Annotated in this window: 21 protein-coding genes; 13 read left to right on the forward strand and 8 right to left on the reverse strand. The window is 72.9% G+C overall.

Features of this window, described 5'->3' with window-relative positions:
• Positions 1–66: 66 nt before the first annotated feature.
• Complete coding sequence (locus tag EV372_RS17900; protein WP_130396909.1) at positions 67–777, reverse strand: DUF2625 domain-containing protein; 711 nt, start codon at positions 775–777, stop codon at positions 67–69.
• Positions 778–950: 173 nt separating this feature from the next.
• Between EV372_RS17900 and EV372_RS17905 the strand changes: the two genes are divergently transcribed.
• Positions 951–3,149, forward strand: a complete 2,199-nt coding sequence (locus EV372_RS17905) for a TerD family protein (RefSeq protein ID WP_130396910.1) — start codon at positions 951–953, stop codon at positions 3,147–3,149.
• A 254-nt stretch (positions 3,150–3,403) separates the two neighbouring features.
• On the opposite strand, the gene EV372_RS17910 is transcribed toward EV372_RS17905, so the two are convergent.
• Complete coding sequence (locus EV372_RS17910) at positions 3,404–4,279, reverse strand: CAP domain-containing protein (protein WP_486483994.1); 876 nt, start codon at positions 4,277–4,279, stop codon at positions 3,404–3,406.
• A gap of 320 nt (positions 4,280–4,599) precedes the next feature.
• On the opposite strand from EV372_RS17910, the gene recO reads away from it, so the two are divergent.
• From recO to EV372_RS17930, 4 genes are all read left to right on the forward strand, one after another.
• Positions 4,600–5,331, forward strand: a complete 732-nt coding sequence (gene recO / locus EV372_RS17915; RefSeq protein WP_013151781.1) for a DNA repair protein RecO — start codon at positions 4,600–4,602, stop codon at positions 5,329–5,331.
• Positions 5,328–6,149 (forward strand): isoprenyl transferase, encoded by an 822-nt coding sequence (locus tag EV372_RS17920; RefSeq protein ID WP_130396911.1) that lies wholly within the window; start codon positions 5,328–5,330, stop codon positions 6,147–6,149. The genes recO and EV372_RS17920 overlap by 4 nt, the downstream gene beginning before the upstream one ends.
• Positions 6,149–6,946 carry an SGNH/GDSL hydrolase family protein gene (locus EV372_RS17925; RefSeq protein ID WP_094801400.1) on the forward strand — a complete coding sequence of 266 codons (798 nt, stop codon included), beginning with the start codon at positions 6,149–6,151 and terminating at the stop codon, positions 6,944–6,946. Before EV372_RS17920 ends, EV372_RS17925 begins: the two co-directional genes overlap by 1 nt.
• Positions 6,947–7,041: 95 nt before the next feature.
• The gene (locus tag EV372_RS17930; RefSeq protein ID WP_197044275.1) at positions 7,042–7,854 is read left to right on the forward strand and encodes an SGNH/GDSL hydrolase family protein; all 813 of its coding nucleotides are present in this window, start codon (positions 7,042–7,044) and stop codon (positions 7,852–7,854) included.
• Positions 7,855–8,095: 241 nt separating this feature from the next.
• Here EV372_RS17930 and EV372_RS29465 read toward each other — a convergent pair whose 3' ends face one another.
• The gene (locus EV372_RS29465; RefSeq protein WP_486483995.1) at positions 8,096–8,227 is read right to left on the reverse strand and encodes a hypothetical protein; all 132 of its coding nucleotides are present in this window, start codon (positions 8,225–8,227) and stop codon (positions 8,096–8,098) included.
• Between the two features lie 87 nt (positions 8,228–8,314).
• Between EV372_RS29465 and EV372_RS17935 the strand changes: the two genes are divergently transcribed.
• Both EV372_RS17935 and EV372_RS17940 read left to right on the forward strand, forming a co-directional pair.
• Positions 8,315–9,049: a hypothetical protein gene (locus EV372_RS17935; protein ID WP_130396913.1), complete on the forward strand. Its 735-nt coding sequence runs from the start codon at positions 8,315–8,317 to the stop codon at positions 9,047–9,049.
• Positions 9,050–9,197: 148 nt separating this feature from the next.
• Positions 9,198–10,078, forward strand: a protein-coding gene (locus tag EV372_RS17940) for an IS5 family transposase (RefSeq protein ID WP_486483996.1) whose coding sequence is annotated in 2 segments (ribosomal slippage) — positions 9,198–9,569 and positions 9,572–10,078 — 879 coding nt in all. Because the reading frame shifts where the segments join, the coding sequence is not laid out codon by codon here.
• A 15-nt stretch (positions 10,079–10,093) separates the two neighbouring features.
• Here the strand turns inward: EV372_RS17940 and EV372_RS17945 are convergent.
• The 4 genes from EV372_RS17945 to EV372_RS17960 form a co-directional block, all read right to left on the reverse strand.
• Positions 10,094–10,465 carry a Fur family transcriptional regulator gene (locus tag EV372_RS17945; protein ID WP_013151786.1) on the reverse strand — a complete coding sequence of 124 codons (372 nt, stop codon included), beginning with the start codon at positions 10,463–10,465 and terminating at the stop codon, positions 10,094–10,096.
• Positions 10,462–11,364 (reverse strand): metal ABC transporter permease, encoded by a 903-nt coding sequence (locus EV372_RS17950; RefSeq protein ID WP_130396914.1) that lies wholly within the window; start codon positions 11,362–11,364, stop codon positions 10,462–10,464. Before EV372_RS17950 ends, EV372_RS17945 begins: the two co-directional genes overlap by 4 nt.
• Entirely contained in the window at positions 11,357–12,190 is an 834-nt protein-coding gene (locus EV372_RS17955; RefSeq protein WP_019606927.1) for a metal ABC transporter ATP-binding protein, read from the reverse strand. The genes EV372_RS17950 and EV372_RS17955 overlap by 8 nt, the downstream gene beginning before the upstream one ends.
• Positions 12,191–12,262: 72 nt before the next feature.
• On the reverse strand, positions 12,263–12,634 hold the full coding sequence (locus EV372_RS17960; protein ID WP_130396915.1) for a DUF6703 family protein: 372 nt from the start codon (positions 12,632–12,634) through the stop codon (positions 12,263–12,265).
• A 325-nt stretch (positions 12,635–12,959) separates the two neighbouring features.
• Between EV372_RS17960 and EV372_RS17965 the strand changes: the two genes are divergently transcribed.
• From EV372_RS17965 to EV372_RS17990, 6 genes are all read left to right on the forward strand, one after another.
• On the forward strand, positions 12,960–16,649 hold the full coding sequence (locus tag EV372_RS17965; RefSeq protein WP_130396916.1) for a CDP-glycerol glycerophosphotransferase family protein: 3,690 nt from the start codon (positions 12,960–12,962) through the stop codon (positions 16,647–16,649).
• Between the two features lie 171 nt (positions 16,650–16,820).
• Positions 16,821–17,117, forward strand: coding sequence for an antibiotic biosynthesis monooxygenase family protein (locus EV372_RS17970; protein WP_130396917.1), 297 nt, complete (start codon positions 16,821–16,823; stop codon positions 17,115–17,117).
• Positions 17,118–17,361: 244 nt separating this feature from the next.
• On the forward strand, positions 17,362–18,750 hold the full coding sequence (locus tag EV372_RS17975; protein WP_013151792.1) for a glycine--tRNA ligase: 1,389 nt from the start codon (positions 17,362–17,364) through the stop codon (positions 18,748–18,750).
• Positions 18,751–18,876: 126 nt separating this feature from the next.
• Entirely contained in the window at positions 18,877–19,437 is a 561-nt protein-coding gene (locus EV372_RS17980) for a pyridoxamine 5'-phosphate oxidase family protein (RefSeq protein ID WP_130396918.1), read from the forward strand.
• A gap of 272 nt (positions 19,438–19,709) precedes the next feature.
• Positions 19,710–20,084 (forward strand): PadR family transcriptional regulator, encoded by a 375-nt coding sequence (locus tag EV372_RS17985; protein ID WP_130396919.1) that lies wholly within the window; start codon positions 19,710–19,712, stop codon positions 20,082–20,084.
• Positions 20,084–21,466 (forward strand): permease prefix domain 1-containing protein, encoded by a 1,383-nt coding sequence (locus EV372_RS17990; protein ID WP_130396920.1) that lies wholly within the window; start codon positions 20,084–20,086, stop codon positions 21,464–21,466. Before EV372_RS17985 ends, EV372_RS17990 begins: the two co-directional genes overlap by 1 nt.
• A 207-nt stretch (positions 21,467–21,673) precedes the next feature.
• On the opposite strand, the gene trhA is transcribed toward EV372_RS17990, so the two are convergent.
• Positions 21,674–22,480, reverse strand: a complete 807-nt coding sequence (trhA, locus tag EV372_RS17995; protein WP_130396921.1) for a PAQR family membrane homeostasis protein TrhA — start codon at positions 22,478–22,480, stop codon at positions 21,674–21,676.
• Positions 22,481–22,783 lie beyond the last annotated feature (303 nt).

The raw sequence follows: 22,783 nt of genomic DNA on the forward strand, positions 1-22,783 counted from the left end.
GCGCGCACGCCCGGGGGCGTGCGGGGCCGCGACCGCCGGTCGCGGCCCCGGCCCGTCTCCCGGCCGCTAGAGCAGGCCGAACGGCCCGGGGTCGGGCAGGCCCAGGGTGGCGCACGACTCCCGGTGCGCGCCGGTCAGCTCGCCCAGCGCGACCGGCCTGCGCGAGGTGGCGGCCATGTCCTGGCGCGCCTCGGCCGTCCAGGGGAAGGGGTGCAGCGACAACCCCCGCGTCGGGTCCAGCGCCTCGGCCTCCTCGCGCCAGCCCGGCCAGCGCAGGGCGCGGTAGAAGTCCTCCAGGTGGCCGTCCAGCAGCCACAGCATCCAGCCGGAGTAGGCCGTCTCCAGCGGTTCCCACTCCAGGGAGTCGGGCGCGAAGTAGACCATCTCCCCGGGCCTGCCGGGATAGTCCCCGCCCTCGGCCGCGGGCCCGTTGAGGGCGAACACCCCGCCCAGCACGTCGTGGGCGACCACCAGCCGCGGCGGCGGGCCGTACACCACCGCCGCGCTCAGGTCGTTGACCTCGCCCAGACCGGGCAGCTCCGCCCCGCCGCCGCCGTGCACGCGCAGCCACCCGCCGTCGAGGAGCAGGCCGCCGGACTCCAGAGCCATCGCGCCCAGGAAGGAGCGCGCGGTCACCTGGAGCCGGTGCAGGCACGTGCGGCCGCGCTCGGGGTCGACGGGCAGGGCGCGCACGGCGGCCCCGCCCCGCTCCAGGCGTTCGGACAGCAGCGGCCAGGCGGGTTCGTCCACCTCGACCAGTTCACTCAGCTCGCGCACAGGGCCACCTCCCGTCGGGCCGCGAGGGGTCGCGACGGCGGTCCACACTACCGGTCGGCGCCGACGCGTTCGCCGAGGACTCCGGGACCGCGGCGGTAGGCGCGGACGCTGTCCGCGCACGGGGTGACGGAGCGGGCAAAAGCCGTGGCGCGGGCGGTCGGGGGAGTGCCACGATGCCGTGCATGGTGTACGGCGAGATCATCCGGAGAACCCTGCGCGTCCCCGAGCCGTCCGGCGAGCCCGGAGACGGCGGCGCCGCGACCAGGCGGCTCGACGCGGCGCTGCTGTCCGTGGGCTTCACGCTCACCGGCGGGCTGCGCGCCCGCCTCGAAGGCCTCGCCCCCGAGGCCGTGCTGCGCGAGGCCGGGCCCCTCCTGGACGCGGTCCGGCGTCTCGTCGGAGCCTCCGCCGAGCACAACGTCTACTTCCGCGACTTCCCCGACAACGTCCCCGACACCGTCGAGTTCTGGGCGTGGTGCCTGGCCACGGCGATCGGGGATCCGGCCGGTCCGGTCCACCTGGCGCTCCCGCAGGGGCGGATCAACCTGCTCGACCTGCCCTCCTACGGCCGCTACCAGCACACCTACGCCGAACTCGCCGCCGCCCGCGACGCGTTCGCCCCCGGGGCCAAGGACCGGCTCACCCCGCTCCACCTGGGCGCGCCCCTGGCCGAGGAGACCCGCGCGCTGTACGAGGACCTGGCGGGGAGCCCGGTCCCGCTCGGGGAGGCCGACCTGGCGCTCCTGGCCGTGCTCGCCGACGAGTGCGCCGATCGGGAACCGCCGCGGGTCATCCCCGTGCGGGAGAACCGAGCCGTGGTCAACGCCGCCCGCGTGCGGGCCGGACACGCCCCGCGCGTGGACACCGCCACCGACGTGCTGCGCCTGGCCCAGGCCCTCTCCGGGGGCGACCCCGCCCTGGCCCGGCCCGCCCGCCCGCGCTCCTTCCGCCGCCGCGAACGGCGTGCGCTGCTCGCCGCCCTGGACGCGGTGATCGCCGACAACCCCGGCAAGCTCGCCGACGTGGGCCGCCACACCGAGGCGTGGAAGCGGCTGGGGGAGGGGCTGCACCCGCACGAGTACCCGGTGTGGGAGCACGCCCGCGAGGTGTTCGCGGTGGCGCGCGGCGACCGCCGTGTGCGCACCTTCGACGCCCGTGTGGAGGCGGCCTTCCTGGACGGCGACGTGACCGCCGCCGTGGACCTGCTGGCCACCGCGCCGGGAACGCTGGTGCGCGCTCTGGACCGGATCCTGGCGGCCGGCGGGGCCGGTACCGGGGAGCCGCTGGCCGCGCGTCTGCGCGAGGTCGGCGACCGCGTCTCCGGCCGGGTGCTGGTCTCCGCGCGCGAACAGCTCGCCAACCGGGACGTTCCCGGCCTGGTGCGCCTGTTCGCCAACCAGTCCGCTCGCGGGTACACGGCCCCCGACAGCCGACCGCCGCTGCCCGGGGCCGACACCGCCGCCGTGCTGGAGGCCCTGGACGGCCTGATCGCCCGGCGCCTGCCGGTCCACGACCTGCTCCTGGTGGACCCCGCCGTGCTCCCGGTGGCCGTGCCGCGTTCGGGGAGGGGAGCCGCCAAGGGTATGGGCGTGCTGCCGCGCGGCAGCCGCACCGGGGTCGAGGGGGACCGGCTGCGGTTCTTCGTGCACTGGACGCAGACGCCGACCCGGGAAACCGACCTGGACCTGTCGGTGGAGCTGCTCGACCAGGACTTCGCCCCGGTCGGCCAGGTGTCCTGGACCAACCTCGGCCAGGGCGCGACGACCCACTCCGGCGACCTGGTGGCGGCGCCCGCGCCGGACGGCGCCACCGAGATGATCGACCTGGACCTGTCCGCGCTGGACGAGCGGGTGCGGCACGTGGTGCCGCAGGTGCTCGTCTACGAGGGAGACCGGTTCACCTTCCTGCCGGAGGCCTTCTTCGGTTACATGACCCGGGACGGAGACCAGCGCGGCATGCCCTTCGAGCCGCGGACCGTGCGCGTGCGCTCGGACCTGGAGGGCGAGTCCCGGGTCCTGGTCCCGCTGGTGTTCAGCCGGGGGAGCGGCGGCCGGTGGAGCGCCTGCTGGACGCACCTGTTCCTGCGGGGGCGCCAGCACTTCAACCGGGTCGAGGAGACGGGGGCGTCCGCCCGGCTGATGGCCCGCGCCGTGGTGGAGCGCCGCTACCTCACCGTCCGGCACCTGGTGGACCTGATGGCGGGCGCGGGCGCCGAGGTGCGGGAGTACCGGGAGCCGCCCACCGCCGAGGAGGTCGCCGGGCGCCGGGTGGCCTACCTGGGGCTGGAGCGCCCCGAGGGGCTGCCCGAGGGGGTCCGGGCGACCGCGCTGGCGGACCTGCCCTCCCTGCTGCCCGACCCCGAGGCGGTGTGACCGCCCGGAAAACCGTGTGGCGTCCGTGGCAGGAGCGGGTTAGCCTTCTCCCCGGGCGGCACAGCGGAGGCTTCCTTCTCGGGGTTCGAATCCCCTTTTCACACGGTACGCAGCCTCCGCGCTCTCCGCCCGCCCCGGCGAGGCACAGCGGCGGCTTCCTTCTCCACTAGAGCCCAGCCGCCGCGCTCTCCTCGCGCACGTCGGGCCGCCCTCCCCTCCCGGGAAGGGCGGCCCGACGCGTGCGGGCCGGGGGGCTACTCCCAGCCGAACATCTGGGTCCAGGCGTTGCCGGACTCGCCGACGCCGATCGCGACCAGGGCGCAGTTGAGGATGTTCCTGCGGTGCCCGTCGCTGTTCATCCAGGCGTCCATCACCTGCTGGGGGCTGGTCTGCCCCTTGGCGACGTTCTCCGCGCCCCAGGCGTCGTAGCCGTGGCGGTCGGCCCGGTCCCCGGGGCCCTCGCCCTCGGGGCTCTCATGGCTCATGTAGTCGCGCCGGTTCATGTCCTCGCTGTGCTCCTGGGCGGCGGCGGTCAGCCGTGAGTCCACCCGCAGCGGGCCGCAGCCGGCGTCCGCGCGCTGGGCGTTGACCAGGGTCACGACCTGCTCGGTCACTCCGCCGGAGGGGGCGTCCGAACCGCTGTCGCCGCCACCGCCGCCGTTGCCGCCACCGCCACCGCCGCCTGAGCCCCCGCCGCCGGACTCCGAGCCGCCACCGCCGCTGCCGCCGCTGCCGCTGCCACCGCCGCCGGTGTCCTCGTCCCCGCCGTCCTCGGGAACGGAGGAGGCCTGCGCGCTCTGCGGCTCGACGCCCTCCCCGGAGGGCGCGGGCTCGCGCTGCGGCGTCGCGGTGGGCGAGGCGAAGAAGTCGGCGTCCTCGGAGGCCTCGGGCACGAGCGAGTCGTCGGTGACCGCGGTGCCGAGCCCTCCCTCCTGCGCCTGGCCGTCCGCCGTGTTCTGGAAGGGGTTGAGGCCGGAGTCCGCACCGGTGAACAGCAGAGCGCCCGCCACGACCAGGCCGACGGGGACCGCGGCCATGGGGACCGCGAGCGGTATCGAGCGCAGTCCGCGCCCGGTACGGCGGTGTCGGTCGGCGCTCTTCCTGCGCCTGCCTCGGCGACCACGCGCCATGGGGCCCTCCTCGGGAAGTGGGACGTCGGGGCACGGGCGCGACGGGGCGCCGCTCGCGCGGGGTCCGCGCTCAGGCCGGCCCTCGCTCGTGCCCCGCGGGTCTCGGGTGAACCCGTGTCGGGGAGCGCGCGGGATGCGCGCGGCTGCTCCGGGAGAGTGCCGCGGGGGAAGGGCGGCGGGCCCGACGCGGAGCGCCTAGCGCGTGAGAGTAGAGCAAATGTCGCAAAAAGGGAAACCAAACTGTAATAAAGCTGGTCATAGAGGGGTTTCGTGCTCCACCGTCCGCGTGGACGGTCCGTGGTATCCGCGACAATGGGGATGTGAGTCTCTACCGCGACGAGGGTGTCGTCCTGCGCAACCAGAAGCTGGGCGAGGCCGACCGCATCATCACCCTCCTGACCCGGCGCACCGGCCTGGTCCGCGCCGTCGGCAAGGGGGTGCGCCGCACCAGGTCCCGCTTCGGCGCCCGGCTGGAGCCGTGCACCCACGTCGACCTCCAGCTGCACGCGGGCCGCACGCTGGACGTGATCACCCAGGCCGAGACCGTGCGGGCCTACGGCGAGGCGGTGGTGTCGGACTACTCCCGCTACACCGCCGCCACCGCGATGCTGGAGACCGCCGAGAAGGTCGTCTCGGTCGAGAAGGACCCGGCGCTGCGCCAGTTCCTCCTGCTCATCGGCGCGCTGCGTACCCTGGGTGAGGGAAGCCACGACTCCCGGCTGGTCCTGGACGCCTACCTGCTGCGCTCGCTCGCCGTCGCCGGGTACGCGCCCTCGCTGGCCGAGTGCGCCCGCTGCGGCAGCCGGGGGGAGCACCGCGCGTTCGCGGTCCACGCCGGAGGTATGGTCTGCACGGTGTGCCGTCCCCACGGCTCCGTGCACCCGTCCCCGGACACGCTCCGACTCATGTCGGCACTGCTCGGAGGGGACTGGGAGAGCGCGGACGCCAGCGAGGACAGGCAGCGCTCCGAGTGCAGCGGGCTGGTCGCGGCCTACCTACAGTGGCACCTGGAAAACGGAATCCGATCACTGCGCCATGTGGAGCGTTCTTGAGTCTGTTCAGCTTCGACACCGGTAAACGGCGGGAGTACGCCGCGCCCGTTCCGCACCCCAGCGGCGCGCGTCCCCCCGAGCTCCCCGCCCAGCTGGTGCCCCGGCACGTGGCCGTGGTCATGGACGGCAACGGCCGTTGGGCCAAGGAGCGCGGGCTGGCGCGCACCGAGGGGCACAAGGCCGGTGAGTCCTCGCTCTTCGACGTGATCGAGGGCGCCCTGGAGATGGGCGTGGCCAACCTGTCCGCCTACGCCTTCTCCACCGAGAACTGGAAGCGCTCGCCCGACGAGGTGCGCTTCCTCATGGGCTTCAACCGCGACACCATCCGCAGGCGCCGCGACGAGCTGCACGCGCGGGGGGTCCGCGTCAAGTGGGCCGGGCGCGCGGGGCGGCTGTGGAAGAGCGTCATCCGCGAACTCCAGGACGCGGAGGAGATGACCAAAGACAACACCGCGCTCACCCTCCAGTTCTGCGTGAACTACGGCGGCCAGGCCGAGATCGTCGACGCCGCGCGCGAGCTGGCCCGCAGGGCGGCGGCGGGTCTGCTCTCCCCGGAGAAGATCACCGAGGACACCCTCGCCCAGCACCTCTACGCCCCCGACGTGCCGCCCGTGGACCTGTTCGTGCGCTCCTCCGGCGAGCAGCGCACGTCCAACTTCCTCCTCTGGCAGTCCGCCTACGCCGAGTTCGTCTTCCTGGACACGCTCTGGCCCGACTTCGACCGCCGCGACCTGTGGCGGGCCTGTGAGATCTACGCGAGCCGGGACCGCCGCTACGGCGGTGCCGTGCCCAACCCCGTGTCGGAGGAGAAGAAGTGATGGCAGGTTCGGACGGTCCGCTGCTCAGGCCGGGCATGTCGCTCGTCTCGGTGGGCGACAGCTTCACCGAGGGCGTGGGCGACCCCTACCCGGAGCCGGGCGCGGGTTTCCGCGGCTGGGCCGACCGGCTGGCCGAGCACCTGGCCGACGACCTGGGCGAGGTCCTGTACGCGAACCTGGCCGTGCGCGGCAAGCTCATGCGCCAGATCGTCACCGACCAGCTCCCGCCCGTCCTGGCGATGGCCCCGGACCTGGTCACCCTGAGCGCGGGCGGCAACGACCTGCTGCGCCCGGGCGGGGACCCCGAGCGGATGGCCAGGATCCTGGACCACACGGTGGGCCGCCTGCGCGCCGCGGGGAGCCAGGTCGTGCTCTTCACCGGCGTCAACATCACCACGGGCTACATGCGCGGCACCATCGGCCTGTTCGCGCGCTACTACATGCACGTGCGCGCCGTCGCCGACAAGCACGGCTGCCTCCTGGTGGACCAGTGGCCGATGAGGGTGCTCACCGACCCCCGCGCCTGGGACGAGGACCGGCTGCACATGTCCCCCGAGGGGCACCGCCGCCTGGCGCTGCGCGTGGCCGAGGTGCTGGGCGTGCCGGTGACGGAGCGCTGGGACGAGCCGTGGCCGCACAGCGAGCCGGTCGGCTGGACCCGTGCGCGCCGGGAGGACCTGACCTGGGTCAGGGAGTCGCTCGGGCCGTGGATCGGCCGCCGCCTGACGGGGCGCTCCTCCGGCGACACGGTCACGGCCAAGCGCCCGGAGCTGACCCGGATCACCAAGGACCGCTGACCGCCGCCGTCCCGGTGTGAGGTGGCTCCCAAAACGCCGGAAACGATCAACCTACTGTCGCGTAACCCTGGCGCGGAGTTGGATGATCGGGCATTATGAGCGGCTTTGGGACGAACTTGGTGCACCAGGACATCCTGTCCTACGTCGCCCTCGGTGACAGCTTCACCGAGGGCATGAGCGACCCCTACCCGGACGGCGGCGGCGCGCCCGACGGCCGCTACCGGGGATGGGCCGACCGCCTGGCCGAACACCTGGCCGACCACGTCGCGGAGGTGCGCTACGCCAACCTCGCGGTGCGCGGCAAGCTCATCGGCCAGATCGCCGAGGAACAGGTTCCCCGGGCGGTGGAGCTCTCGCCGGACCTGATCACGCTGTGCGCGGGCGGCAACGACATCATCCGCCCCGGCAGCGACCCCGACGCCGTGGCCGTGGCCTTCGCCGCGGCGGTGGAGGAGCTCAGCCGGACCGGCGCGCGCATCGTGGTCTTCACCGGGTTCGACACCAACTGGCAGCCCGTGATGCGCCACATGCGCGGCCGGATCGCCACGTACAACATGCACCTGCGGGCCATCGCCGACCGCTACGGCTGCGACGTGGTGGACGTGTGGAGCATGCGGGTCCTGGACGACGCCCGCGCCTGGAGCTGGGACCGCCTGCACCTGTCCCCGGAGGGCCACCGCCGCATGGCGCTGCGCGTGGCCGAGGTGCTCGGGGTGCCCGTGGAGGGCGACTGGAAGCAGCCGTGGCCGCCCGCCGACCCCCGCGACTGGCGCTCCGCTCGCCAGGAGGACCTGCACTGGGCGCGCGAGTTCCTGGTGCCGTGGATCGGCCGCCGCCTCACCGGTCGCTCCTCGGGGGACAACGTCAGCCCCAAGCGCCCCAGCCTGGACCCGCTGCGCCGGGAGTGACGCCCCGCGGGGCGCCGCGCGCACGACGCGTCGGCGCTCCGGGCGTGGTTCTCCGGGGCAGACAGCCCCGACCGGGCCGGGATGACGACGCGGGCAGGCCCCGGCTGCGCTCGGTCGGCCGCACCCACCCCGGCGACCGGGCCGGGTGGCGTGCGATGGTCCGCGACATCCGCGCCCTGTGGAGCACCCGGGGGAGCGGCGCCGCCCACGAGGAGGACACCTTCGAGGCGGCCGTGCGCCGCTACCACGCGCGCTGGCCCTCGCCCCGGCGCGGATCGACGGGATCGCCCCGGCGCGGATCGGCGGCCTCGGCGCGCTCCGGGTTCTCCGAGGCGGGGGAGGGCGACGCCGACGGGAGGTCAGCCGACGGCACGGCCCGTACCCTGCGGGTGAGCGCCCCCGGCACCGCGCCCCGCCCTCTTCCGCCCCGCTCGGCGCCGAGGCGTTCACCGCCGCCGTGGTGTGGGGTTCGAACCGGTGGGCCGACCGCGCCTGGCACGTCCGCGCCGTGGTCCGCGACGGGGCCGGACAGGTGTCGGTGAGCCGCGCCGAGGGCGTAGCCAGAGCAACACCCGACCTGGTGTGGTTCCACGACGTCCAGGACTGGTGGACGCGCGAACCAGTCGCGGTCCGCCATGTGCAGCGCGTGCTGGGGTGGTCCTCGCCCTGGGAGGAGGAGCCCGACCTGGTCCCGAACCTGCCCGGTCCGCCGGTCTGCGCCTCCGCGGACGGCACCGCCGGTGGGCGGTCGGCTCCCGCCCCCACCGGAGGCCCGGACGCCGGGCCGCAGGAGCCCGTCTCCGAGAGCGGTACGGACCCAGGACAGGGGGCATCCGCTCCCGAGGACGTCATCGGGGCGGAGCGGGCGGTTCCCGCCGCCGCAGGCGGTCCGGCCTCCGACGCCCCGCCCTCCCCTTCCAGCGCGGTGCGGCGGGTATGGGTGCGCCTCAGGTACCGGGACGCCGACACCGCGCTCATCTGCGTGGACGGCATCGAGCTGGGCACCCTGTGGCGCGGCGGCGGGTACGGGTGGGAACTGCTGGTGGACGGCTCCGGGCCGGACCACTTCGTGCCCCTGGAGTCCGCCTACGACCGGACCGACCTCGGCGAGGCCCTGCCCGAGCTGCTGGCCGAGCACTTCGGCGAGCCGGTCACCGTGTTCTCGGTCATCACCGAACGGGCCCACCGGCCGTGACGGCCGCTGCGCCTAGGGGCTGTTTGGGAACCCTCGCGGGAGCGGGTGAAAGCACCAAAGCAGTAACAACGGGCATGTCGCCCAGCACACGAACGAAGCCTCCGGTAGACGGGTCAACGACCAAGAAGACAAGTCCGCCGGAGGCTTCGTGCCGACCCTACCCGGACCCGGGCGCGGTGACCTCACCGACGCCCAGTGGGCCCTACTCGAACCCCTGCTGCCCGCCTCCTCAACGGGCCGCCCGCCCCAACGCTGCAAGCGCACCCTGATCAACGGCATCCGCTGGCGGGTGCGGGTCGGCGCTCCCTGGCGCGATCTACCCGAACGCTACGGCCCCTGGCAGACGGTCTACGACCTGTTCCGCCGCTGGAGCCTGGACGGCACCTGGGCGCAGATCCTGGCCTCTTTGCAGTCGATCGCCGACGCGGCGGGCCTGATCACCTGGCAGGTCAACGTCGACTCCACCATCGTGCGCGCCCACCAGCACGCCGCCGGGGCCGCGAAAAAGGGGAGCAAGAAGATCACGGAACGGATGAGCCCGCCGACCACGCCCTGGGACGCTCACGCGGCGGGTGGACCACCAAAATCCATCTGGCCTGCGAACAGGCTCAAAAGCCCGTGTCCGTGGTGATCACCGCCGGTCAGCGTGGAGACGCTCCCCAGTTCGAGCCCGTCATGGGCCGTATCCGCGTCGTGGGGCGGGGGCGCAGTGGTCCGGCGCGCACCCGGCCGGTACGGGTGCGCGCCGATAAGGCCTACAGCTCGAAGAAGATCCGCTCCTACCTGCGCGCACGCAAGATCAAGGCGACGATCCCAGAGCCTGCCGACCGGGTTCGCAATCGCGAACGCAAGGGACGGCGCGGGGGACGTCCTCCCGCTTTCGACAAGGCCGACTATCGGGCCCGTCACGCGGTGGAGTGCGGGATCAACCGGCTCAAACGCAATCGGGCGGTGGCCACGCGCTATGACAAGCTCGCGCTTCGCTACGAGGCCACCGTCCAGATCGCGGTCATCAACGAATGGCTCTGACTTACCAAACAGGCCCTAGGAGCAGTTGGCGCAGGTCCCGAAGACCTCCACGGTGTGCGTCACACCGGTGAAGCCGTACCGGGCGCCCATCTCGGCGGCCCACTTCTCCACCGTGGGCCCCTCGATCTCCACCGCGGTCGCGCACACCCGGCACACGATGTGGTGGTGGTGGCTCTCGGTGCCGCACGCCCGGTAGACGGCCTCGCCCTCGTCGGTGCGCAGCACGTCCACCTCACCGGAGTCGCTCAGCGCCTGGAGCGCCCGGTAGACGGTGGTCAGGCCGATCTTGGAACCGTCGGCGCGCAGGTCCGCGTACAGGTCCTGGGCGCTGCGGAAACCGTCGGAACCGGTCAGCGCCTGGCGGACCGCCTCGCGTCGTGTACTCATGGTCTCACCTTCCCCCGCTCAGTCTGGGGCATCGTACCGGTCGAACTCCCGCCAACGGGATCGAAGGCCGCCGCGGAGCGGCGCCCCGAGGTGCGGCGCAGCACGCCGCCGACCGCCACGGCCACGCCGAAGACGGCCAGGGCCAGCAGCACGATCGTCGCGCCGGGGGAGAGTTCGGCGTAGAAGGACGTGGTCAGGCCGCCCACCGAGGACAGCAGTCCGATCAGCACGGCCAGGAGCATCGTCACCCGGAAGCTCTTGGTGAGCTGCTGGGCGGCGGCGACCGGGACGATCATCAGCGCGCTCACCATGAGCACGCCCACCACGCGCATCGCGATCACCACCGTCAGCGCGGCGGTCACGGCCAGCAGCACGCTCAGGAAGCGCACCGGCAGCCCGTGGGCCCGCGCCACCTCCTCGTCCTGGCACAGCACGAACAGCTCGCGGCCGAACACCGCCACCACCGCGATCACCCCGGCGGCGAGCACGCCCACCACCCACAGGTCGGACTCCTCCACCGTGCTCACCGAGCCGAACAGGTAGGAGACCAGCGTGGCGTTGCTCGCCCCGGGCGTGAGCCCGATGAGCAGCACACCACCGGCGATGCCGCCGTAGAACAGCAGCGCCAGGGCCACGTCCCCGCTGGTGCGGGCGCGCACCCGCACCAGCTCGATGAGGACCGCGCCCAGCGTGGCCACCACGGCCGCGGTGAGCACCGGAGAGGTGCTGGTGAGCAGGCCCAGGGCCACCCCGGTCAGGGCGACGTGGCCGATCCCGTCGCCCAGCAGGGCCAGGCGCCGCTGGACGAGGTAGGTGCCGATGATCGGGGTGACCAGGCCGACGAGCACCGCCGCGACCAGCGCGCGCCGCATGAACTCGTAGTGGAGCAGCTCAGTCACGGCCGGGTACCTCGAGTCGGATCATCTCCGCGGCCGTGGTGCCCGCGGAGTCGGGAGCGTTGGGGTCGGGGTGGGGGTGCTGGTGCTCGTGTCCGGGCCGCGCGCACTCGCCGGTGGGCGCGGGCGCGGCGCCGTCGTGCACCACGCGGCCCGACTCCAGCACCACGGCCCGCTCGATCACGTTCTCCAGCGGGCCCAGTTCGTGCAGGACCAGGACCACGGTCGCGCCGCGTTCGCGCAGACGGGTGATGGTCCCGGCCAGCGCGCGCTGGTTCTCGGCGTCCACCCCGGCCATGGGCTCGTCCATGACGAAGGTGTCGGGCCGCCCGGCCAGGGCGCGGGCGATGAGCACGCGCTGCTGCTGGCCGCCGGAGAGCTCGCGTACCGCGTCGCGGCCCCGGTCGGCCAGCCCGACGGTCTCCAGGGCCTCGTCCACGGCCGCGCGGTCGGCGCGGGTGGGCAGGGACAGGCGGCGGCGCGAGGCGACCTGCCCGGAGGCGACGATCTCGCGGACGGTGGCGGGGACGGCGCCCCCGGCGGTGAGGCGCTGGGGCACGTAGCCGATCCGGCGCCAGGCGCGGAACCTGCGCAGCGGGACGCCGTGCACCAGGACCTCGCCGGAGGTCAGGGGCACGATGCCCAGCATCGAGCGCATCAGGGTGGACTTGCCGGAGCCGTTGGGCCCCAGGACGGCCATCGTCTGGCCCGCGGGCACGTCGAGGCTCACACCGTCGAGCACGGGGACGCCGTCGTAGGCGACACGCGCGTCGACGGCCTGGAAGGCGGGCGGCGCGTCGCCCGCGACGGCCTTGAACTGGTCAGACACCGTTCCATTATCACGAAAACGAAAATGATTGTCAAAATATGGCGGATTCGTGATCTTTTCGGTGTCGTCGTGTCAGTAACCCAGGATCCGCGCCACCGCCAGCACCAGCACGACCACCACCATGAGCACCCGCGCGGCCCGCGGCTGGCCGCCGAGGGAGGGCCAGGTCAGGAACGCCAGCCACGCCACGAACGCGGCCACCAGCAGCAGGCACACCGCGCCGACCGGTCCTGGCGCCACCAGCCCCGCGATGAACAGGGCGCCCACCACCAGCGGCGCCAGCCACCGGGGGCCCTGGTGCAGCCACACGAGCGGCACCGCGCTGCGCTCCTCCACCGCCCTGCGCAGTCCGCCCGTCCTCCTCGCGCGGGGGGAGTCCCCCTCGCGCCGGGGTCGGTCCTGGTCTGGACGCCGCTTCTCGTCACCGTGTTCGGGAGGGGCCATGCTGTCCGTGTCCGCTTCTGGTCCGTGCCGCCGCCGGACAGGCCCGCGCGGGGGCGCGCCCATCCCGAAAAGGTGGGCGGTGGGGCCGCCGGGCCTGTGATACTTGTGTCCTGAACCCTAGTGCAGGACCCCGGCCCGCCGCCGGGCGCCGGTGCGGCTGCGCCGAACACCCCCTCCCGTCTTCCGCACGGCGCACAGCCATCGGTACCGTGTTGACTCTGAGTCACAAAATCCACACTCGCAGTCGTCAGTCATCTGATGCACGCGGCCAGCGCGCCCAGTCGCCCGCGCGGCCCGTCGAACCCTCCGGAGGGTGTCAACTTCCGTGCCCGAAGCCACTGTCATCGTGACGTTCGACGTCACCGAGCCCCACCTGCAGCACTGCCTCGACTCCCTGGCCCGCCAACGCGACGACGGCGGGACCGGCGAGCCCCGGGCGGACGCGCAGGTGGTCCTGGTCCCCGTCCGCGACGGTGACCGCCTCCGCGCCGACGGCGCCGAGTCCGCGGCCGGGTCCGGCCCCGAGAACACCGACGCCGACAACGGAGGCGACGAGGACGCCGCCGAGAACACCGAGGGCGACACCCGAGGGGAGGAGAACGAGCAGGGGGACGAGGCCGTCGAACCCGCCCGCGAGGACGCGCTCGCCCTCGCCGCCGCGTTCGCCGCCGCACCGCCGCCCGGCCTCACCGCCACGCTCCTGACCGGCGAACCCGCCCCCGACCGCCCCGCCGCCCGCGCCCGAGGCGCCGCCGCCGCGCACGGCACCCACCTGCTCTTCCTGGAGGGCTCCGACGCCCTCACCGGCTACGCCCTGGCCTACCTCCTGCGCAGCGCGGGCGACACACGCTCGGACCTGGTCGTCGGCAACGCGTACAGGTTCGACGAGCTGGGCGCCTCCCCGTCCAAGGCGCACCGCAGGTACTGCGGCAGGCACCGCATGGCCGAGGACCCCCGCGCCGTCCCCGGGCTCGCCGCGGACGCCACCCTGGGCAACAAGCTCTGGCGCAGGGAGTTCTGGAACTCCCTGCCCGACCACTCCCTGGACCCCGAGGACGCCGACCTGGGCCTGCGCCGGGCCGCCCTGTCCGCGGAGACCGTGGACACCCTGCCCGGCCCCGTCCTGCTCATGCGCCGGCGCGAGGCCGCCCGCCGGCCCCTGGACAAGGCCGCGCTCACCCGGCGCCTCACCGCGATGGGCGACCTCGCCGCCGGACTCGCCAGCGCCGACCGCGAGCTGTGGGACCGCACCCTGCTCGGCGGCGAGCTGCACCAGCTCCTGCTGCGCCTGGACGACGCCGACGAGGAGACCCGCGAGACCGCCGTCGACCTGCTCAACGCCTACCTCGACCACGTGCCCGCGCGCCTCCTGCGCGGCCTCAACGTGCTCGACCGCCTCCTGTACCACCTGGTGCGCAAGCGGCGCACGGCCGACGTCCTGGAGGTCGCGACCTTCGCCAAGAGCGTCGAGATCAAGAAGGCCACCGTCGTGCGGCGCGGCCTGGGCTACTACGTCAGCTACCCCTTCTTCGAGTCGCGGGACCCCGACCGGGCGGTGCCGCGCGAGGTGTACCGGCTCGGCGAGGACATCCGGGTCCGCCAGAAGACCGAGGACGTCCGCTGGTCGAACGGGCGCCTGCACGTCAGCGGCCGCGTCGGCATCCGCCACCTGCGCGCCCGCAGACGATGGCAGCAGCACCTGGCGGCCTTCGCGGTCAACACCGCCACCCGTCGCCGCGTCCGCGTGCCCGTGCGGGTGCGGCTCGCCGCCGAGTACCGCCTCCCCGACGTCATCGACGCCGCCCGCCACGACCACGGGGGCTTCACCGTCATCGTGGACCCCCGCAAGCTGCGGTCCTCCGGCGGTTGGGAGCCCGGCGACTGGAAGCTGGAGCTGGTCGTCCTCAACCGCGGGATCACCCGCCGCAGGATCGTCGCCAACCCCGTCCCCGGCCCGTCCGAGCGCCCGGGCTACCACCGCGTGGACGGGGACGTGTGGGTGCGCCCCCACTGGAGCAGGGACCGCCAGCTGCTCATCAGCGTCGAACCGGCCCGCGCGCGCGTGGCCGAGCACCGCTTCGACGCCCGCACCGGTGAGCTGGAGCTGGAGGGCGAACTGGTGTCGGCGCCCGCGGCCGAGGCCACCGGGCTGCGCCTGACCCGCCGCCCCGGCACCGCCGCGCTCACCTACCCGGCCACCGTCCACGGCGGCCGCGTCACCGCCCGCGTGCGCGCCGACGAGCTCTTCGACCGCAGCGTCACCGAGTGCGGCGGCGTGATCCGCCAGGAGGAGTGGGACGTCCACCTGGTGACCCCGGACGGGCAGGCCGTCCCCCTGATCCTGCCCGACGAGACGGCCACCGCCGCCTACGCGGCCGAGGACGGCCACCGCGAGCTGGCCGTGCTGCGCACCGCGACCGGCCACCTCAAGCTGCGCGCGGGGCACGCCCGGCCCGTGGTCGACCGCGCCCGCTGGGAGGGCCGCGCCCTGCTGCTGGAGGGGGAGTTCTCCGCCGACGCCGAACTGGACTTGGTCGCCCGGGCGCGCGGCCGCGACGAGGAGCACCCGCTGCGGGTGAAGCGCTCCGGCAGCCGCTTCACGGCCCGCTTCGCCCCCGCCGACGTCCCCACCCTGTCCGGCGAGCTGTCCCTGCCCGCGGGCGCCTACCAGCTGGGGGGCAGGGTCAGCGAGGCCGCCGGGGACGGCGCCGACGCCACGGACGTGGGAGTGGAGTTCTCCGACGCGCTCATCCCCGGCCTGCCGCTGGAGATGCAGACCGGCGAGCGCGCCTACACCCTCTCCTGCCAGGGGCGCGGTGTCCCCGTGCTCCAGGTGGGCAGCGACCTGCGCCCCGCCGAGCGCGGCGCCTTCGCCCAGCGCGAGCTGCGCGAGCGCCACTACCCGGCCCGGCGCCGCGAGCCCGTCACCGAGGGCGTGCTCTTCGACAGCTACACCGGCCGCCAGTACTCCGACAGCCCGCAGAGCGTCTACGCGGAGCTGCGGGGGAGGGCGCGCTGGGCGCGGTACCCGATGTCGTGGCTGGTCGCCGACGGCCAGGTGCGCCTGCCCGACGACCTGACCGCCGTGCGGCACCGGGGCCGGGAGTACTACGAGGCGCTGGCCCGCACCCGCTACCTGGTCACCAACTCCCGCCAGCCCCCGTGGTTCCACCGCCACCCCGACCAGGTGGTCGTGCAGACCTGGCACGGCTCGATGCTCAAGCGCATCGGCTTCGACGTCGAGAACATCCGCGGCAAGTCGCGCGACTACTTCGACAAGCTCGCCTGGGAGACCGCGCAGTGGGACTACCTGGTCTCGCCGAGCCCGTGGGCGACCCCGATCCTGCGCAGCGCCTTCCGCTTCGAGGGCGAGGTGCTGGAGACCGGCTACCCGCGCAACGACATCTTCTTCGCCCCCGACCGCGAGGCCGTCGCCGAGCGCACCCGCCGCAGGCTCGGCCTGCCCGAGGGCAGGAAGGTGGTGCTGTACGCGCCGACCTGGCGCGACGACAAGTACTACACGCGCGGCAGGCACAAGCTCGACCTGCACCTGGACCTGCGCCGGATGTACGACAAGCTCGGCGACGACCACGTGCTGCTGGTGCGCAGGCACCCGCGGGTGGTGGACAGCGTGCCGATCGTGGGCAGGGACTTCGTCCACGACGTGTCCCTCTACCCGGAGATCATGGAGCTCTTCCTCATCACCGACGTGCTCGTCACGGACTACTCGTCGATGATGTTCGACTTCGCCAACACCGGGCGGCCGATGCTCTTCTTCACCTACGACCTGGAGAGCTACCGGGACAACCTGCGCGGGTTCTACTTCGACTTCGAGGAGACCGCGCCGGGCCCGCTGCTGACCGAGTCCGACCAGGTGGTCGAGGCCCTGCTCGACATCGACGAGGTGGCCCGGCGCAGCGGGGACGCCTACCGCTCGTTCGTGGAGCGGTTCTGCCCGCTCGACGACGGCCGGGCCGCGGCCCGCGTCGTGGACCGGGTCTTCGGCCGGGAGTGATCCGGGGCCCGTGTCCCGGGGGCCGCGCGTCCCCGGGACACGGGCCCGGGGCGCGCGTCGGGCCTGCGGGGGCCTTCCGGGGTCAGCACCCCCGTGAGGAGGGCCGCCCGGAGCGGGATCCGCGCCTGTGGACAACCGTCCGGGGCCTCCCGGGTGGGCCACAATGGGACCGTGATCGTCATCACCCGCTACTCCGTGCCCGAGGCCGACACCGCGGCCTTCCAGACCGACGCCGCCGCCGCGATCGAGGTGCTCTCCCGCCGCCCCGGCTTCCGAAGCCACCGGGTGGGCCGCGCCGCGGACGACCCCTGCCTGTGGACCGTGGTCACCGAGTGGGACGGCGCCGGCTTCTACCGCAGGGCCCTGTCCGACTTCGACGTCAAGGTCAACGCGGTGCCGCTGCTCTCGCGCGCCATCGACGAACCCACCGCGTTCGAGATCGTGACCGGGGGTGGGGCCCCGGCCTGAAACCCGTCCGGGCGGCTTCCGCACGCTTGGGGACGGTTTCGTCCTTCCCGGGGCCGGTTCGCGCACCTCCGACGGGGGCCACCGTGCCCGTGAAACGTGCGTGCGCGCACCCCCCGGTGCTCTAGCCTGGATGGACGCGGTCGTCGCCGTTGCCGCTCCCTGGTTTCGGCGGCGCCGCATTTCCACACCAACCGATGTATCGCGCACGCGATCCACCGACACCCAGCCGGATGGAGAGTTCCCCATGGCCGCCAAGTCAGAGGCGATGGACGCACTGGTCAACCTCGCCAAGCGCCGAGGTCTGGTCTACCCCTCCAGCGAGATCTACGGGGGTCTGCGAGCCGCCTGGGACTACGGCCCCCTCGGCGTCGAGCTCAAGAACAACGTCAAGCGCCAGTGGTGGCGCTCCATGGTGCAGGAGCGCGACGACATCGTCGGCCTGGACTCCAGCGTCATCCTGGCCCGCGAGGTCTGGGAGGCCTCCGGCCACGTGACGGCCTTCGTCGACCCGCTCACCGAGTGCCAGTCCTGCCACAAGCGCTTCCGGGCGGACCACCTCGTCGAGGCCTACGAGGAGAAGCACGGCCACGAGCCCGCCGAGGGCCTGGCCGCCATCGCCTGCCCCAACTGCGGCGCCAAGGACTCCTTCACCGAGCCGCGCATGTTCAACGGTCTGCTGCGCACCTACCTGGGCCCGGTCCAGGACGAGAAGGGCCTGGCCTACCTGCGCCCGGAGACCGCCCAGGGCATCTTCATCAACTACAAGAACGTCGAGCAGAGCGCCCGCCGCAAGGTTCCCTTCGGCATCGGCCAGATCGGCAAGTCGTTCCGCAACGAGATCACCCCGGGCAACTTCATCTTCCGGACCCGCGAGTTCGAGCAGATGGAGATGGAGTTCTTCGTCAAGCCCGGCAGCGACGAGGAGTGGCACCAGCACTGGATCGACATCCGCCACCAGTGGTACGTCGACCTGGGCATCGCCAAGGACAACCTGCGCCTGTACGAGCACCCGCAGGAGAAGCTGTCCCACTACTCCAAGCGCACCGTGGACATCGAGTACCGCTTCAACTTCCAGGGCTCCGAGTGGGGCGAGCTGGAGGGCATCGCCAACCGCACCGACTACGACCTGCGGACGCACTCCGAGGCCTCGGGCGTGGACCTGTCCTACTTCGACCAGGAGAGCAACGAGCGCTACATCCCCTACGTCATCGAGCCCGCGGCCGGTGTCGACCGGGCGGTGCTCACGTTCATGCTGGACGCCTACAACGTGGACGAGGCGCCCAACGCCAAGGGCAAACTGGAGAAGCGCGCCGTCATGCGCCTGGACCCGCGCCTGGCCCCGGTCAAGGCCGCGGTGCTGCCGCTGTCGCGCAACGCCGACCTCTCGCCCAAGGCCCGCGACCTGGCCGCCAGGCTGCGCAAGCGCTGGAACGTGGAGTTCGACGACGCCGGGGCGATCGGCCGCCGCTACCGCCGCCAGGACGAGATCGGCACCCCGTTCTGCGTGACGGTGGACTTCGACACCCTGGAGGACGACGCGGTGACCGTGCGCGAGCGCGACACCATGTCCCAGGAGCGCGTGTCCCTGGACCGCGTGGAGACCTACCTGTTCGAGCGCCTGCCCGGCTGCTAGCCACCGGCGCGGCGAGGGCCGTCCGTCCCCGATCGGGGCGGGCGGCCCTCGTGCTTCGGCGGGGCCCGTATCCTGCGGCGGGGGTGAGCCGGAGCGCGGAACCGGCGGGGTGGGAGGCTCGGTGCCATGGGAAAAATCCATGAGGCCATCAACGACCGGCTCGCGCGCTTCCTCCTCGCCCAGCCGGTCTTCTTCGTCGGCACCGCACCGCTCGCCGGAGACGGCCACGTCAACGTCTCACCGAAGGGGATGAGCGGGACGTTCGCCGTGCTCGACGATCACCGGGTGGCCTACCTCGACTACACCGGTTCCGGTGTCGAGACCATCGCCCACCTGCGGGAGAACGGTCGGATCGTATTGATGTTCTGCGCCTTCGACGGGCCGCCGAACATCGTCCGCCTCCACGGCACCGGCCGGGCCGTGCTCCCCGAGGAGCCCGGGTTCGACGGGCTGCGCGCGCACTTCCCCAAGGAGCGCACCCTCGGCCAGCGCGCGGTCATCGTGGTGGACGTCCGGCGTATCTCCGACTCCTGCGGGTTCTCCGTGCCGCTGATGGGTCTGCGCGGCGACCGGGACCTGCTGGACCGCTACCACGAGCGCCGCGACCCCGCCTACTTCGACGACCACCGGCTCACCCGCAACTCCGCCAGCGTCGACGGCCTGCCGGGTCTTCCGCCGGCCCCCTGAGGGGCGGGGGCGGGACCGCTGGCACGGCGAGACGGCCGGACCCGGGGGGATGGGATTCCGGCCGCCTCTTCGGCCCCCGGTCGCACACGACCGCGGGAACCGGTTCTCAACCTAGCGGTAGGGGGTGTGCGTTACGCGGTCGTTTGGTGTGTCTTGTCCTGTCGTGTGAGCGAATCGTGACACCGGTGGAGATTCAACTCGATACCTCACTCTTCTATGCCTAGGTCTGCTAGGGTAATCAACCCTAGCGGAACTAGGTATAGGAAGTGCGCGTGCACATCGACAAGGATCTGGTCGCGGCGTCGGCCACACCGCTCGTCCTGGGCATCCTGGCCGAGGGCGAGTCCTACGGATACGCCATCGTCAAACGCGTCAAGGAGCTCTCCGACGGTCGGATGCAGTGGACGGACGGCATGCTCTACCCCCTGCTGCACCGCCTCGAACGCAACGGCTACGTCCGGGCGTCCTGGGGCGTGTCCGAGACGGGGCGGCGCCGCAAGCACTACGCCATCACGGAGGCCGGGCTGGAGACGCTGGCCGAGCGGCAGAAGCAGTGGGACGTCGTCGCCGACGCCCTCCAGCAGGTGTGGCAGGCCGCGTCGCGGCCACCGGTCCTCGGGGACGCCGCGGCGGGGGGGATCGCCTGATGAGCGAGAACACACGCGGTGACGTCCTGGAAGAGCAGATCGACCAGTGGCGCGGCTTCGTGCGCCGCCGCCGGGCCATCTCCCCCTCCGACATCGAGGAGATGGAGGACCACCTGCGCGAACAGATCGCCGACCTGGGGGAGAGCGGCCTGGACGACGAGGAGGCCTTCCTCGTCGCGGTCAGGCGCATGGGCAACCTGGACGAGGTGTCGCGGGAGTTCGCGCGCGAGCACTCCCACCGGCTCTGGAAGCAGCTGGTCCTGGTCCCCGAGGCCGAGGACGGGGCGGGCGGCCTCGCGCGCTGGCGCGAGCTCGGCGTGGTGCTCGCCTTCGCGCTCGGCGCGGGGCTGGCGGTCAAGCTCCTGTTCACGGCGGTCGACGACGAGTTCGCGCAGTTGCGCAACGTCGCCTTCGTGGTGCTCCCGTTCCTGGCGGGGTGGTTCGCCTGGAAGCGGCGGGTCACCTGGCGCGTGTGCGCGGCGCTGGCCGCGATCGCGGCGGTACCGGCCCTGGCCGTGAACCTCTACCCGTTCGAGACGGCCTCCGGGCCGTTCCCGGGCCCCGGCATGACCGCCGTGCTCGCGTTCACGCACGCCCCGGTCCTGCTGTGGCTGCTCGTGGGCGTCCTGCACACGGGCGGGCAGTGGCGGTCCCACGACCGGCGCATGGACTTCGTACGGTTCGTGGGCGAGCTGGTGATGTACCTGGCGCTGATCGTGCTGGGGTCCGCGGTCCTGATCGGCCTCACCTTCGGGGTGCTCGCCCTGGTGGAGGTCGACCTGGAGCCGTTCATGGAGGACTGGCTGCTGCCGTTCGGCGTGCCCGGCGCGCTCCTGGTGGCCGCGTGGCTGGTGGAGGCCAAGAAGAGCGTGGTGGAGAACATCGCGCCCGTCCTGACCCGGGTCTTCACGCCGCTGGCGGTCCTGATGCTGCTCGCGGACCTGGTGGCGCTCCTGGTGAACGGCCCGCTGACCACGGTGGACCGCGAACTGCTCATCATCATGGACGCCGTTCTGGTGCTGGTGCTGTTCCTGCTGCTGTACTCGGTCTCCGCCCGCGCCCCGCTGTCCCCGCCGGGTGTGTTCGACTGGCTCCAGCTCGCGCTGGTCGGGGCGGCGCTCGCGGTGGACGCCGTCGCGCTGACGGCGATGCTGACCCGCATCGCCGAGTTCGGGTTCACCGCCAACAAGACCGCCGCACTCGGTCTCAACCTCGTGCTGCTGGTGCACCTGGCGTGGTCGGCGTGGCTGATGGCGGGTTTCGTGCGGGGCACCCGCCCCTTCGCCGCGGTCGAACGGTGGCAGACGGCCTACCTGCCGGTCTACGCGGTCTGGGCGGGGTTGGTCGTGCTGGTGTTCCCGCCGGTGTTCGGCTTCGCCTGATCCGGGCGGCGGCCACGCCCCCGTGCGCCGGGCCCCTCCCCGAGGGACCCGGCACAAGGGGGCGCGCGGCCTGCGGAGCGGGAGACGCGGTGCCCGGTCTTTCAATCCGTCGTGCAGACCGCGAATGACACCCCCGGTCGCGGTGCCCGGTCTTTCAGCCCGTGGTGTGGGCCGCGAAGGGCACCTCCGGTCGCGGTGCCCGGTCTTTCAGCCCGTGGTGTAGACCACGAACGACACCGCGACATAGTGGCAGACGAACGCCGCGATGGTCAGCGAGTGGAAGATCTCGTGGAAGCCGAACCAGCGCGGCGCCGGGTCGGGCCACTTGAGCCCGTAGACCACCGCGCCCACGCTGTAGAGCACCCCGCCCACCAGGATGAGGATCCACGTCGCCGGGTGGGTGCCGCCGATCAGCTGGGGGATGAACAGCACCGCCACCCAGCCGATGGCCAGGTACAGCGCGGTGGACAGCCAGCGCGGCGCGTTGAGCCACAGCATCTTGAAACCGACCCCGGCGATCGCCCCGCCCCAGATCAGCGCCAGCATGGCGGTGCGCAGCGTGCCTTGGAGCACGAGCAGCACGAACGGCGTGTAGGTGCCCGCGATGATCAGGTAGATGTTGGAGTGGTCCATGCGGCGCAGCACCTTCTGCGCGCCCGGCGACCAGTGCCCCACGTGGTAGACCGCCGAGGTGGCGAAGAGCATCACCGCGCTGAGCGCGTACACGGCGCTGGCGATCATGGCGGGCGCGGTGGGGGACAGGGACACCAGGACGACGCCCGCCGCCAGGGCGAGCGGCGCCGTCCCCAGGTGCAGCCAGCCGCGCAGCCGCGGTTTGACCGCCTCCAGCAGCTCCTCGGCCGCGGTCGCGGCCCTCTCGGGCACGGACGCGTCCGAGGGGGCGCCGGACTCCGGTCCCCGCCCGCCGTCGCGCGGGGCCCCGCGGTCCTTCCGGTCGGCCTCCGCGCGCCCGGTACCCCGCGCCTGTTCCTCCGACACGCTGCACTCCTCCATCCCACGGTCCGCCCGGCTGCGGGCCCACCCGAAGCCTAACCTACGGCTCCGTAGGTTACTCATTGGTAGTCCTGTGTTTCGCGGCACAGGCATTCTCCCGTGACGGATGTGGCGCAGGATTGGTCGTGTGCGTTCCCGTGGCGGCGTTCGCTGGGGAACCGGAGCCTTCGAGCGTATCGGCGCCTCCGTGACCAGCGATGTCGTCTGTGCCGGTGGCTCCACGCGTCGGATCGGGGTGTTCGGCGGCTTCCCTTTCTCTAAACCATTGGTATAGACCTCTTTAATAGCCGTGAACTGGGGAAA

It is taken from the genome of Nocardiopsis sp. CNZ308 (assembly GCF_004217075.1).

Bases quoted from the DNA above. Each gene is read 5' to 3' on its own strand.
- EV372_RS17905 (WP_130396910.1), top strand. From the start codon at position 951: ATGCCGTGCATGGTGTACGGCGAGATCATCCGGAGAACCCTGCGCGTC.
- EV372_RS17910 (WP_486483994.1), bottom strand. From the start codon at position 4,279: ATGGCGCGTGGTCGCCGAGGCAGGCGCAGGAAGAGCGCCGACCGACAC.
- EV372_RS17925 (WP_094801400.1), top strand. From the start codon at position 6,149: ATGGCAGGTTCGGACGGTCCGCTGCTCAGGCCGGGCATGTCGCTCGTC.
- EV372_RS17930 (WP_197044275.1), top strand. From the start codon at position 7,042: ATGAGCGGCTTTGGGACGAACTTGGTGCACCAGGACATCCTGTCCTAC.
- EV372_RS17945 (WP_013151786.1), bottom strand. From the start codon at position 10,465: ATGAGTACACGACGCGAGGCGGTCCGCCAGGCGCTGACCGGTTCCGAC.
- EV372_RS17960 (WP_130396915.1), bottom strand. From the start codon at position 12,634: ATGGCCCCTCCCGAACACGGTGACGAGAAGCGGCGTCCAGACCAGGAC.
- EV372_RS17975 (WP_013151792.1), top strand. From the start codon at position 17,362: ATGGCCGCCAAGTCAGAGGCGATGGACGCACTGGTCAACCTCGCCAAG.
- EV372_RS17980 (WP_130396918.1), top strand. From the start codon at position 18,877: ATGGGAAAAATCCATGAGGCCATCAACGACCGGCTCGCGCGCTTCCTC.
- EV372_RS17990 (WP_130396920.1), top strand. From the start codon at position 20,084: ATGAGCGAGAACACACGCGGTGACGTCCTGGAAGAGCAGATCGACCAG.
- trhA (WP_130396921.1), bottom strand. From the start codon at position 22,480: ATGGAGGAGTGCAGCGTGTCGGAGGAACAGGCGCGGGGTACCGGGCGC.